Below are 13,237 nucleotides of genomic sequence, written 5' to 3' on the forward strand. Positions count from 1 at the left end.
TGGAACCTTTTTATACTTAAGGTGCTTTTATGGCTATAAGGTGTATACAAGATAACCTGTCAAAGCTGACTTTAAATTAAAAAACTTCAATATGGAACTATTCTGACAATTTTGAAGACCAATAGATTGGTTCCGAAAGATAAGGGTCGGCGATGTTTTGAGAGATAAACTTAGTTTTTTAGTTTATTTGTCCTATTGTTTCTCGACTTGATTACTTTTTCTTGCTTATTTATTCGGTTTTTTAATATTTTAATTTTTCTGTCATACGAGGAGGAAATCATCGAGTTGTAGGTGGCAGATTCTGGGTGAGGCTCCATAGAGAAGGGGAAGGTAGGCCTTATGAGCGTAATGCTAGCTAATACTTTATTTTTGTACTTTTATTTTGCGAATATAGGGTCTATTAGCTGATTGTGCCAGAGCTCCAGTATTTCAAAGCTAATAGGTCTCACTGGAGCTGGTTGTGATTTATATAAGATTTGTGTCACCTATCGTGAAACCAGCCACTAATAGCTATTCGCAATTTTGGGGCAAAAGGAGCAACACAGGTTACAGAGTGAATGTGCTTGACGTCAAACAAGCATAAGCTGTTATATTGAGGCGTCCAAGATTCAGTGGGAGAACCATCGTTCTTATAAAATTGAAGTAACCCCCCCCAGTCTGGATGCCAGTTTTCTGAGAGGTTATATACAAAAGCAACGCGTCTTTTTTCGGATGAAACATCGTCTTTGTGCCTTGTAATAAAATCCCCTGGAGCAAAAGCTGTAAGCTGGGCGCTTAGATAAGCCAGTGAAGATATCCCGGTGATTTCCCTTACATTACTCATCATCTCTTCACTAGACAACAGGTTATAAATGCTGGCCAAATGGGTGGGGGAGTTCTGGTTGAGCCCTTGCCTTCCATACCAAAAACCAACTCCATTGCTTGCCTGCTTATGGACGCTTTTGATAAGTGAGAGGCGTTCATTGGCTTCTAATTGTTTAAATTCCTCCTTTGAGATTTCTGAGTATTGCTTTCCTGCAATGTGAGCCTGCTTAAACTCAGCATAATTCTGAATTTTGCTTTTTATTAGGTGTGCTGAATCAAGATTTAATAGATTGCTAACCCTACACTTTAAATCGCTACTGAATTTATTTCTCCAAAAAAGGAGATCAATTTCATTATTTATTTTATAAGGCATGTTTTACCTCTTATTTAATATGTTGTTAGAGATGTTAAATTTTTTGATTCGCGTTTCAAAGCTTTCTTGAGATCTGTAGCAACTTTAAAGAAGGGTCTCCATTTTTCCGCCTCATTAGAACTGATTGGCTTGCGAACCTGTAATTCACTAAATGTAAAATTGTTGGACTCCTTCTGCAAGGATAAGAAACTATCATTCCATTCGTAGCCTAAAAAATTAAATAAATCTATTGATTTTTTCGTGGGGCTGCTCAGGAACTCGTCAAAATTTATATTGAAGATTTTGTCTGGAAACACCTTGCTCCAATAATCAATTAGTCGAGTTGATTGATAGTAGTAGTGCGCGATGTCTTGTTCTCTACATGCGTAGGTGTGACCCTCTGGAAAAGGTTTCGATAGGATTGACATGCATACATCAAAAGGGTTTCTACTTAGCTGTATTATGCGGGCTCTTGGGAAAAGTGAAAAAATCAAACCAACGTTCCATAAATTGCTAGGCATCTTGTCAATAACTTGCTTTTCATTCGCCTCGTTGGCTTTGATATAGCTTTCAGCCAGAGATTTCCATTTGTTCCCGCTAACCTTGTGAAGATGTTTGAGAAATTGTCCCTCAAATTCCAGCTCTAGTTGAGAGATAATTCTTGGAAATTCTTCACTTTCACCGATGCTGCGAGCATTTCCTGAGTTTTCTATTATTTTGTTTATTAGGGTTGTTCCCGATCTGGGCATCCCTACAATAAATATTGGACGGTACTGGCTAGAGCTAGCGGTAGGCTTATTTGAAAGGGAGTTGAAAGCCTTGATTATTTCTTTAATGTTCTCTTCGATACGTTTGGGGTTGTATGTGTTGTTTGCGCGCTTTAAAGTTTCAAATTTTATTCTGTTTGCAAGTTTTATTTGTTTATAAGCCTCTAAATAATTCCCTTGCTTGATGTGGATTTCAGAAAGTGAAAAGTGATAAATTTCTGAGTCAATGGGATTGTCAGTATATGATTCAGTAGTATGTTGTAGCCTAGCGATCAACTCATCGTTGATGTCACTTGGAGAAATTAATTCAGCAATAATTTGCCAAGCACTAGCAAGTTTAGGTTCTTTGAGGATTGCCTGGTTTGCATTTTTGATGGATTCGTTATAATTCCCACTTAATCGATTTATTTTGGCGTTGATTAGGTCGGCGTGAGGGGATTTTTCTCCCATTTCTACTGCTTTACGAAGTTCTTTTTGGCTTTCCTTGACTTGTTTTCCCATCAATAATAGGTCTGCGAACTTTAAATGGTCAGAGGCGGATGGGTGGATCAGTTGTAAATACCTGGAGAATGCAGTTATAGCGGTTTTATAATCTCTAAATTCTGCAGCGACCAATGAAAGCTCTCGGGCTATAGATGGGTTTTCTGGGATGTGAAAAAATAATTTTTTATAGATTGGTAGCGCTTTCCCTATATCTCCTTGCCTGAAATAGGAGTATCCCAGAAAGTGGAAAGTTTGGCCGTCCATCGGTTCAATTTTTTTTATGGTAGTGATGGCGTAGTGATAGTTTTCCAGAGCTACATACTCTGCGGCTATAAACTTGAGGTCGGCAGGTTTAATTTCGTCTGCTAGCTCAGCCTGCTTTAAATAAGAAAGAGCTTCAGATCTCTTGTTTAAATGCCTAGCAACGAAGGCAAGTCTCGATAATGCTTGAATTTTTCTAGGATGAGTAGAGGGGGCTAATTTCAAGAGTTGTGAGTATGCGGTAACATAGTTCTTGTTTCTTAAACTTGACTCTATTGCTGCAATAGAAAGTTCCCAGTGAGATGGTGTTTCTTTAGTTTGTCGAGATGCGTCTTTGGTTTCTATAGGGGTATTGTTACGGTACTTCATATTGTTACTTTACCTCTGTATACTTCCCTTGGGATGTAAAGTCGCTGGCCTTGTGTGAATTTGCCTTGGCTTTGAGGCATTTCTAATGAGAAATGCTTGCTGGGAGTTACAATGTATTATATATCATCTGATCTCTATATTGATAGGTTGCGGGAAGAGTACTTAAGAACGTCGATGGTGCAGGTGCCTAATTTTCTCCAGGCTCAGTCGGCTAGTGACCTTTTTTCCTTTTTACAGGGACAAAAGGAGTGGAATCTTTCTTTTAATAAGCTTGGTTCTCACACGGATATCAGTTTTTCTGATTATTGTGGATGGAATAGTGAGCAAAAAAGTACGCTGAAAGACATTGTATGGTCTCAGGCGGGAGTGGAGTTTCAATACTTCTATAAAAGCATCCCCATATTTGATTTTTGCAATCACGGATATGGTCAAGATGAGCGTTTTTTGGCTATTTTTAACCTAGTGAATAGCCAGTCGTTCTTGTCTTTAATGCGCTCAATTGTTGGGGATCAAAGTATCTCTTTTGCTGATGTACAGGCAACTTGTTTTGATCGAGGACATTTCCTTAAGGAGCACGATGATGGTGTTCTTGGCAAAAACAGGGTTGCAGCATATGTTATAAACCTAACTCCTGGTTGGGATGTAGACTGGGGTGGCATTCTGCATTTTTATGGCAAGGAAAATATTGCGATCAAAGGGTTGGTGCCCACTTTTAACGCCGTTAACGTATTTAAAGTCCCTCAGAAACATTCTGTTTCATATGTCACCCCATTTGCAAGAGGGAGCCGCTACTCTATTACAGGTTGGTTGAGACGAGGGCAGATGACTCAATAAGCTTTGATATCTCTTATATATTGCTAGGAACAACGTCAAATGGTGTTGTAATTCTTAAGTGTTTCGACTCATTTGGTAGCGGTATCGTTCCATGCCAAGTATGGGACGGAAATAATACTAACGACCCCTTGGTGGGGGTTATTTGTTTTTCGATAAAGTCCTTATCCCCAAGTTGATATGGAGATCTACCAAAATAAATATCTCCCGCATTGCTTGGTAGGTATTCACTTTCAGTTGGAGGGGTTTCCACATAAAAAGCGGAGCTAATCCAGCCCAGAGGGTGTACATGGCTGATATGGTGACCGCTGCCTTTTAGCATTACGGACCATGATCCAGAAAATTTAAAGTTTGTAGATTTCCTGCCCAGGAGGGGATGCACTGTATCCCTGGGGATGTTCGATATGTATTCGGCAATTACTTCCCTTAGGCTTTCCTTTAAGGAATGTATTATAGGTTGATTCTTATGGAATAATCTTCCCGGTGTTTGTACTCCAGAGCGTACTGACTGGAAAAGAGGGCGCTCTTTTAATTTGTGCATTTCCAATAGCTCCTTTTTCAGAGACAGAAGGAAATCATCAAGTCTGGGAAACCCTTTTGGAGTAGGTATCACAAATTTGCGGATGTAGTTACCATTTGCGCTAAGCCAAAGATACCGTTGATCTTCCAGCATTTTCCAGCAAGTTCCCTGAATAGCCCATAGTAATTGATCGTTGGGTGTGTATTTGAGAGCTTGATTAACTAGCTTGTCTGCTCTTTCATACTCATGCACTTTTATGAGGGCTGTCAAGTATTGCTTGGTAACACTGGAGTCGGGCTGCATTGAAAAGGCGGTTTCATAAAGTCTCAATGCCTTTGCTAAATCTCCCTTCTCCTCTTCAATTTTAGCTCGGAGAAAAATTAATTCGAGGTTTGTGCTTGAATTAGGCCAGCCATCTAAAACACTTTGAGCATCCTCAATTAATCCTGCTGCGATAAGGCTTTCTATGTGAGCAGTAGTTATTTCGCGATTATCTCTTTTACCTCTTGGCAGTTTAAGATAGCTTTTACAAAATAAAGTCTTATTTCCAAGCTGCCAATAAACCTCATTTAAGGTTTTGTGAGCCTCTGCGTGAAGAGGGTTTGACTCAATTAGTTTTTCAAGTGTTTCTAAAGCCTGATTATGGCGGCCAAGATTTAGTTCGGTTAATGCTTTAGAATAAAGCGCCTCGCTCATTGTTGGAGCTAAAACGAGAGCTCCCTCAAATAAAGTCAGTGCTTTCTCAGGTTCTTCGAGATCGGAGTAAGTTATAGCCAGCCCATAAATAGCTTTTAAACTTTTGGGGTCTTTATCTCTGGCCTTCTGGAAAAAATCTATGGCTTTGCTAAGTTGGTCGTTTTTCCTGCAGATGTTCCCGAGAAGGCTGAATGCAGAGGAAAGGGTGGGAGTTAAGTTTGCTGCTTTTATGGCATGCTCATAGGCAACATTTAGGTTGCTTTCCTCATACTCTAATATTGCTAGATTTCGCCACGCTTCTGCAAATTTCGAATTGAAGTGAACAGCTTTTTCATAATGATGTCGGGCCGCTTCTATTTGTTTTTGTTTTTTTAAAAAGTTGGCAAGATTGTTATGTACAGAAGGTTGGTCACTTTTTACCTGAAGTGATTTTATAAAAAGTTCTTTGGCTTTGCTTTTGTTGTTTAGGGATTCATAGGTGATTGCTGCTAAGTGAAGGATATTGGGCTCATTCGGAAATTGCTCTTTTAACTTCAGAATTGCCGGTAGAGCTTTACGTGCTTTTCCCGATTCTATCATTCTTCCCAAGTTGGATAATAATTGGTGAAAGCTAAGGCTCTTATTCTTCATATATATTTACCACTTAAAGAAACGGCGAGCTATGCTCGCCGTTTCTCTATATCACATTACACTTAAGCGATATTATTCAAAGCGATAGCTGGCACTTAAGAAGTAGCGGGGACCTAGCATGTCATAAGTTGATGGATAGGTATTTGCTTGTTCTTGAGAGTCGCCCAGCACTGTCGGTTCTGTGTTCAGAACATTTTTGACACCAAAGTTGAGGTCAAAGTTCTCGTTTACAGCGTAACCAAGGCTTAGATCCAAATAGTATTCTTCATCAATTGATTTCACAACTAGCTGGTTACGAGCATCAAATGGATTGAGCACCTCATCACCGACACTAATGTTGCTAAATGCAGTGCCCTGATCCATCAGATCATCGATGTTTGCATCAGTAACTTGGATAGTGCGGGAACCATTTTGCAGTAGAGTGTCGTCATCTGTGCCATCAAGATAGCGAATCAGAGCAGATAGAGTCAGGGGGCCGCTCTGCCAGCTGATACGAGTATTCCAGTTAAACTCGCCTCGTGGGGCTCCACAGGTATCACCGTAGTAACCAGCACATTCATCTACTCGATCAGGCAGTTCAGCAATAGGAGTTTCATCGTATTGCAATAGATAGGTGCTGTTGAATGTAACACTCAGATAAGAGCTACCATCAAAACCAAAGTTAAGGTCTGTACCATAGTTAACATTGAGATCGAACCCTCGGGTTTCAATTAAGCCAATGTTTTCATTTAGTACGCTAACTAGGGCAACGTTACCATCATTTCTACGGTTCACTGCCTGACAGAAAGGAGAACTGATATCTTGTACTACGTTGTAGCAAAGGTCCAGAACGTTGTCTACTCCGCCACCTAAAACGTCAATTGCGTCTTCAATTTCGATGTCGTAGTAGTCAAGAGCGATATCCAGGCCATCTAAAGGCTCAACAACCACACCAAATGTAATAGTTCTTGAGGTTTCTTCCTTCAGCTCAGTGTTGCCACCGAATAAACCTTCTATTTGAGTGTTAGCCTGATTAAAGCTTCCCGCTTCTACTCCTGTCGGCAACATTGCGTTACACAAGTCAATATCTGTACTTGATGTAGCATTACCGGCCGCGCAGGGATCGCTTGCAGATGGGAAACCAGCGGACTGTCCTAGGTAAAGCTCAGCGACATTAGGTGCACGAACAGACTCTTGGTAGCCCGCACGGAACTTAAACATTTCGATGGGTGCGTAGTTAAGCGCAGTCGCGAAGGAGCTAACACCACCAATATTGGAATAGTCGGAATAGCGATATGCTCCCCAGAGGCTGAGGTTCTCTACACCGGTCATTCCGGAGATCAGGGGCACATTAACTTCGGCAAAGGCCTCCATTGCAGTAAAGCCACCGACAGTTTTCTTACCTGCATTAAACCCGAGAACATCACCAGAAGAGAGGAAGCTATCAGGGCGGAAGCTGGACTGGTCATCCCTATGCTCTAGGCCAAAAACTAAGCCAATGGGCTCGTCGGCAGAAGGAATAGTTGTCAAAACACCGGACACACTCGCGGAGATTACTTCCTGAGTGATACTGGTAATATTGGTTGCGTTCACTTTGGTGAAGTCAATTGCTTCCTGGGAAATATTACCAGCTCCCCAGATATTCAGAGGTACACAACCATTGGAGGTATCTTGACACTCGGTACCGTCGTCAGTGACTAAAAGTGCCTGTTTGAATCGCGAGGCTGCAACATCATTATTTTGCAGTTGGGTGCGTTCTAGGTTGCTATAGCTGTAGTAAGTATCGAATGACCAGTTGTCATTAATGTCACCACGAAAGCCAGTTAGGATTCGGAAGGCATCCCTTGTATCCAGGGACTGGCGGGAGCCATTCTCAACCATACGGCGGCCGATAAATAAATCAACAGGCGTATTCTCATCGATACCAGCAGCTGTGTTCATATCTTTGAGTGTTTGCTGGTATGCACTATCAAAAAATGGGGTATTGGGATTGACAGAAACGGTAGTAAATGCAGGGGTCGGAGCCAGCTCCTGGGGCACCTCGTTATGTGAGAATGCCATCTCACCATAAGCAGTCAGCTTGTCAGTAAGATCATAGTGAGTAAATGCGCTGATAAGGAAGCGTTCTTGTGGAAGCTGAAGGTAATTATCTGGAGCGTAATTAAAACGGTCCTCAGGGTCCCTAAAGTCGCGAGACGTGCCATCTGCCTCAAAAGTGGTACCGGTATCAAACACATTAGTGCTGGGGATACCGGAAGAGCCGCCTGCGACGAGGCTATCGTTAAAGCCGTCTCCGTCAGTATCACTCTCTGTCCAAGTGACATTGGTAAAGCCACGATCGCCCTGGAAAACTTCCTCACGGTCAGTCCAAGATGCATATACCGTTGCATTACCACGGCCTTCGGCAAAATTTCCGCCGATAGTCAGGTCAATATTTTGCTTAGAGCCATCGCCGTCTTCGGTAACATCATAAAGGCTAGTAATCTGCACGCCTTCAAAGTCGTCTACCATCTGGAAGTTAACAACACCAGCCAGGGCGTCGGAGCCGTATACCGCAGACGCGCCACCGGTGATTACATCCACGCTTTTGATTAGGGTGCTGGGAATAGTATTTAGGTCAACTACTCCAGTCTGGGTAGATGGAATATATCGGCGACCATTAACTAGTACTACGGTGCGGTAGGTTCCAAGTCCACGGAGGTCGACACGGGCGGTACCATCACCTGGGTTGTTGGAGCTAGGTCCGAAGCTGGGCAAAGTTTGCGGAAGTTCGGCAAGCTTTTGTTCAATATTCAAGTTGCCGGAAATCTTAAATTCTTCTGCGCCGATGGAAGTCAGTGGAGTAACAGATTCTAGGTCCTGGCGTTTAATCCGCGAGCCAGTAACTACTACTTCTTCAACCATTTTCGCATCTTGTTGAGCGAAAGCGGGCATAGCCGGAACCATAATTGCGGCAGCAGTGAAGCCAATGGCTCCTTTCACAGCTGCGGACAGGAGGTTCTTTTTCATTGTCAATCCTCTCTTGATCGTTGGATTTATAATCTATTGTCAAAATTGACGAGTTTTGAAAGCAGCTACCCCCAAGTGGCCACTTTCCTCCCAACATATCTCTTAACGAGTGGCATGAAGATCCCCTCAAAAAAAATCTCATTTTTTTGCTGATACTTCGTTATGGGTATTTTGGCAGGTTTGGCTGTAGGGGCAATTTGCTATTTGAGAGGTTGTTGCTTGGTTAGAGTCTTAGTGAGAAGGCGCCATACCAGTACCGCCCAGTCAGATCGTAGGTACGGTGGTCAAAGTTGTTCTCCGTCGCTGTTACAGCGAAAGGAGGCGGGGTGTCAAATAGGTTGCTGACTCCAATCGCTAGTCGAAATCTATCTGAAGGCTTGAAAGAGAGCTGTGCGTCGTGGCTAAGCCAGCTTTTGATATTGTGAGTTACTATTTTGTTGTCGTGAGCGTAGGTTTCTTCCGTGTTGCCGACAAAATGTACAGTATACCCAGCCCTCCATTGGCTGCTGTTCCAATAAATCCCTGCATTGGCTTTAAATTCTGGCAGTGAGCCTGCGCCGCCTGTTGTGGTATCCACAAAAGTGCCTGTTAGCTCTTCTTCAGGTAGCCTGGGGGCCCCTTGATTTAGGTAATTCAGCAAATGGCTTAGGTTCACCGCCAAGTTGAACTGCCCAAACTCATCTTGGGGTAACTCATAACGGAGCGAGATATCGTAACCGCGGATAGTTCTGCGGCCTTTATTGATTCTTGTGGCGAGAATCTTAGTAATTTCACCACGCTCGTCTCTTAACACCCTATCGCTAAATAGTCCGGCATAGGCATTCTGCTCAACTAGGAATTGAGGGTTGCTGCCAATAACATCTTCCTGTTGGATGTTAAAGATTTCGAGTGCAGTGCTTAACCCTTCTATACGTTCCGGCGTCCAGGCTAGGCTGGCGGTGAGGGTTTCTGAGGTTTCGGGTGTGAGGTCGGGGTTGCCTCCAAACTCGGTAAGATATTGGATTCGTGCGTTGTCTGTTTGAGCGGGGCAGCCGACTAGGCTGGTTGAACTGTCACTTGTACAGGGGTCAAGGATAAACTCCTGGCTTTGGTAGCCCTGTTGATACATATCGGTAAGAGTGGGGGCCCTGAAGCCGCTGGCGTAGCTAATCCTTAGATTGATGTCATCCAAAACCTGCCAGCGGATAGCGAGTTTGGGGTTGTAAGTATTGCCAAAGTCACTATAGCTGGATAAGCGGATTGCCCCATCTAGCCAGAGTTTTTCTTCCTGGATTGGGATTGAGACTTCCGCAAAGGTTTCTTTAATCGTGCGTGAGCCTCGGGTTGCCCCAGGGGAGTGGCCCCCAATATAGGAAAGGCCGTCCAGGTCATTAGAGTCAGTGATCAGCGCCTCATGCCTAAGCTCAAATCCTATCGCAGCTAAAATTTCTCCAGATCTGTTTTCCCCTAGGGTTCCATCAGAGATAAAAGTGAGGGACTCCATTCGCGTGCGGCTGTTAGTTGTGCTTACCCCTCGAATAAATTCCAGCTGCGCTTGATCAATACTGCCGCTGGGGCCGAGCAGGTTTATCGGAATACAGTCATTACTAGAATTACAGTTTGCAGGTCCCTTCAAGCCCTGGGAGAGTGCCAGGGGGTTTATAAGGTTGCTGAGCTTTTCAGATTTTTCTGCCCTCTGAAGGGAGGTGTTAAGTTCCCAGTGCCAAAGGTTGCGAACTCCTTTGATCCCTGCGTTAAGTCTCCAGGAAGTGGTGCGATTTTCCTGAATACGTGGGCCCAGCTCCGTAACGCGCCTTCTAACATCTGTAATTGCTTGGCTGAAAGGGTTGTAAATGTTGTCTGCCGCTATTGTCAGATCACCGTTATCGAAACGAGTGAAGACTGGGGAGGGCGCCATGGTTGATTCTGCGGCGGTGTGTATGCCTGCCACCTCCGTATATATCAGGGTGTTATCTGAGAGGTCGAAGTCAGCAGATAGGTACGCGGAGTTACTTTGTAGCGGGGTGGCAGCGGAGGTGTAGTCGTTGTAATCGTAGCGGTCTTCCAGGGACCAGTCCCGATAATCCCTGGGAGTTGTGGCGGTTAAAGTTGTGCTGCTGTCAAGGGCGATAAACCCCTCGGGAATGGCTGAGGAACGTTTATCTGTGCCGCCAAAGTTACGGCTGTCGGCAGACTCTGACAAGCTGCGATCACGGCTCATTATTGAACCTTGCTTGTATTGCGCCAGACCGATCATTACATGGCTGCGTTCACCATGTCTTCCCCAGGTTAAATAATGTGATTCGGTCTCGCGATCGCCGGCTTCTGACTGCCCATAGTAGTTATCTATAGATATGCCTTCGAAGTCTTTGCGGAGGATAATATTGATAACCCCAGCGATAGCATCCGAGCCATAAACCGCAGACGCGCCATCTTTTAGGATCTCTACGCGCTCAACTAAGGAGAGAGGAATGGTGTTGAGATCTGTGGCTTCTCCATTGTATCCATTGCCAATAATGCGACGGCCATTAATCAATACCAGGGTGTTGCTGGCGGGGAGATAACGAAGAGAAACTATGGCTGTTCCGTCATCCTCCTGGCTTACCGAAGTACTGGTGGAGTTCCCGGAAACTGCCGGCAGAAATTTAAGTACATCGGCGACAGTTTGCGCGCCAGTGAGCTCAAGTTGCTCCCTGGTGATTCTGTCGATAGGGGCATAGCTATCTAGCTGGTAATGCCGCAAATGACTGCCGGTGAGGCTTTGCCCGGTGACTGTGATTTCTTCGGGGGGTGAGCTGAATTGTTGTTTAGATTGAGGGGCTGAGTTCTTGTCCGGGATAACCGCATAAGAGGTCGGGCCGATACGGTGAAAAGAGAATGGGAGGCCTTTTAATAATTGCTCAATCGTTGCTTCAAATTGGCCCTGCTCGGTGTTTAGTGTTTGTTTGGGAAGTGTGTACAAAGAGGCCGAGGAGGTTTGTACCAAAATCGAGATTTGGCAATGTCTTCCCAGGAAAATAAGGGCCTCTGGCAGAGAGCTGGCGGGAAGTTCGATGCTGGGCTTTGGGCACAGCGCATCTGCTTTACTATTTGCCGAAAGCAGGAAAACTAAAAAGGTTGTAGCCCAGAGCCTAACCGTCAAGACATTGCCCATTTTTATTGTGTTCAGAGCATAAAATTCTGCTGAACTGTTGCATCTATTGTTTTGTGGGCGGGAAATTGGTTATTTGCTCAATAATCGACCGCCACTTGGGACGGTTATAACCTAGTTGTGCTTGGGAGACAAGATAGTCAGGTTGTCGTTGCTGCGATCTTGCTGAAGGCCCAGGGCTGCAGTAATAGCCTCCAGCGTATTATCTGGGTCGGATACAGCAAAGGTACCGGATACTAAGCGGCTTTCAACTTGTGGGGTAGCGACAACCGGAACGGCTAAGTAGCGGTTGAGCTCTTGCAAGGCTTCTTTGAGGGGGGTTTTCTCAAATACCAGAATACCTCGGGTCCAGTCTGTTGCCTGTTCTGGTGAGGTGTGCTGGATTTGTGTGAGACCCAGGGGAGATACACTGACCTTCTGGTTTTTAATGAGGGTGACAGACTCGGGGGTCAGGCCGGGTGTTTTCTCGGCTTCACTCACGGAGACCGTGCCTTTTGTGACCGATACCCGGGTATTTTCCGGGTTCAGCTCTACATTGAATTCAGTTCCCAATACGCGAATATTTGCGCTGCCGGCAGCGACGGTGAACGGGCGGGCTGTCTGGCGGGCTACATCAAAAAAAGCCTCCCCTCGAAGAAGCTGTGTGTGCCTTTCCTTGCGGCTAAAGCTCACGCGAAGTTCGCTATTGGAGTTCAGTTTTACTTCAGACCCATCTGCAAGGCTAACAGTGCGAATCTCGCCTAACTGCGTTGTATATAATTGCTGGTCTATTTTGCCGCTATCTAGCCATTGCAGGCCTATCCAAACGGCGAGAAAAGCACCGCAGGTGGCGAGCCCACCACCAATAAACCATTGCGGCAGGCCCCAGTTAGCACTCTGTGCTTTTTTCGGTTTCCGCGGCTCCCCATTTTTTGGGGGGGAATTCGGTACACTCTCAGGGAAGAGCTGATCGATTGGCATATGAGCCAGAGCGCCCAAGTCGCCCCAGAGTTCTACCACCTCATCGAAAGCTTGGCGATGGGCTTCTGAGGCCGCTAGCCAAATTGCGAATTCGCGCTTTTCCGCGTTACTCATAACCTCTGAGCGCAAACGGGCAACCCAAGCACAGGCCTGATCCAGGCTCTCATCGCTTGTTTGATGTTGGGGGTTGCTGTTCATACTTGCTCTAGTCGTTAGGAGTTAAATGGTGCTTTAAGAGTGGGACTCTCGTCTCAAAATTTAGGGTATCTTACTCAAATTTGACCGGCTTATACGATGCTGGCGAGTGTAAAGGGCTTCCTACGAAATAATTGCAATACCAGAGCTCTCTTTGGCAGCAAATAATTCTGGAAGTGCCTCGCTTTACAGGTTTGGCCGGATCTTTAAATCCGCTCTTGCACACTGAGACGGCTGGGGAAGAGCCTCCC

At 44.8% G+C, this 13,237-nt stretch carries 7 protein-coding genes; 1 reads left to right on the forward strand and 6 read right to left on the reverse strand.

The genetic code is table 11. The annotated features are described in order from the left end of the window. Positions 1-481 precede the first annotated feature (481 nt). Both LC073_RS06075 and LC073_RS06080 read right to left on the reverse strand, forming a co-directional pair. On the reverse strand, positions 482-1,177 hold the full coding sequence (locus tag LC073_RS06075; RefSeq protein WP_226644936.1) for a 2OG-Fe(II) oxygenase family protein: 696 nt from the start codon (positions 1,175-1,177) through the stop codon (positions 482-484). Between the two features lie 14 nt (positions 1,178-1,191). Beyond that, positions 1,192-3,036 (reverse strand): tetratricopeptide repeat-containing sulfotransferase family protein, encoded by a 1,845-nt coding sequence (locus LC073_RS06080; RefSeq protein ID WP_226644939.1) that lies wholly within the window; start codon positions 3,034-3,036, stop codon positions 1,192-1,194. A gap of 111 nt (positions 3,037-3,147) precedes the next feature. Between LC073_RS06080 and LC073_RS06085 the strand changes: the two genes are divergently transcribed. Next, positions 3,148-3,870, forward strand: coding sequence for a 2OG-Fe(II) oxygenase (locus LC073_RS06085; protein WP_226644942.1), 723 nt, complete (start codon positions 3,148-3,150; stop codon positions 3,868-3,870). Between the two features lie 13 nt (positions 3,871-3,883). Here LC073_RS06085 and LC073_RS06090 read toward each other — a convergent pair whose 3' ends face one another. From LC073_RS06090 to LC073_RS06105, 4 genes are all read right to left on the reverse strand, one after another. After that, on the reverse strand, positions 3,884-5,713 hold the full coding sequence (locus LC073_RS06090; RefSeq protein ID WP_226644944.1) for a tetratricopeptide repeat protein: 1,830 nt from the start codon (positions 5,711-5,713) through the stop codon (positions 3,884-3,886). A gap of 72 nt (positions 5,714-5,785) precedes the next feature. Further along, on the reverse strand, positions 5,786-8,701 hold the full coding sequence (locus LC073_RS06095; protein ID WP_226644948.1) for a TonB-dependent receptor plug domain-containing protein: 2,916 nt from the start codon (positions 8,699-8,701) through the stop codon (positions 5,786-5,788). Between the two features lie 223 nt (positions 8,702-8,924). Then, positions 8,925-11,822, reverse strand: a complete 2,898-nt coding sequence (locus tag LC073_RS06100) for a TonB-dependent receptor (RefSeq protein WP_226644951.1) — start codon at positions 11,820-11,822, stop codon at positions 8,925-8,927. 123 nt (positions 11,823-11,945) lie between these two features. Continuing rightward, on the reverse strand, positions 11,946-12,989 hold the full coding sequence (locus LC073_RS06105) for a FecR family protein (RefSeq protein ID WP_226644953.1): 1,044 nt from the start codon (positions 12,987-12,989) through the stop codon (positions 11,946-11,948). Between the last annotated feature and the right edge of the window lie 248 nt (positions 12,990-13,237).

Source organism: Microbulbifer variabilis (assembly GCF_020524905.1).
Taxonomy (GTDB): Bacteria; Pseudomonadota; Gammaproteobacteria; order Pseudomonadales; family Cellvibrionaceae; genus Microbulbifer; species Microbulbifer variabilis_A.

Bases quoted from the DNA above. Each gene is read 5' to 3' on its own strand.
- LC073_RS06095 (WP_226644948.1), bottom strand. From the start codon at position 8,701: ATGAAAAAGAACCTCCTGTCCGCAGCTGTGAAAGGAGCCATTGGCTTC.
- LC073_RS06085 (WP_226644942.1), top strand. From the start codon at position 3,148: ATGTATTATATATCATCTGATCTCTATATTGATAGGTTGCGGGAAGAG.
- LC073_RS06075 (WP_226644936.1), bottom strand. From the start codon at position 1,177: ATGCCTTATAAAATAAATAATGAAATTGATCTCCTTTTTTGGAGAAAT.
- LC073_RS06090 (WP_226644944.1), bottom strand. From the start codon at position 5,713: ATGAAGAATAAGAGCCTTAGCTTTCACCAATTATTATCCAACTTGGGA.
- LC073_RS06105 (WP_226644953.1), bottom strand. From the start codon at position 12,989: ATGAACAGCAACCCCCAACATCAAACAAGCGATGAGAGCCTGGATCAG.
- LC073_RS06080 (WP_226644939.1), bottom strand. From the start codon at position 3,036: ATGAAGTACCGTAACAATACCCCTATAGAAACCAAAGACGCATCTCGA.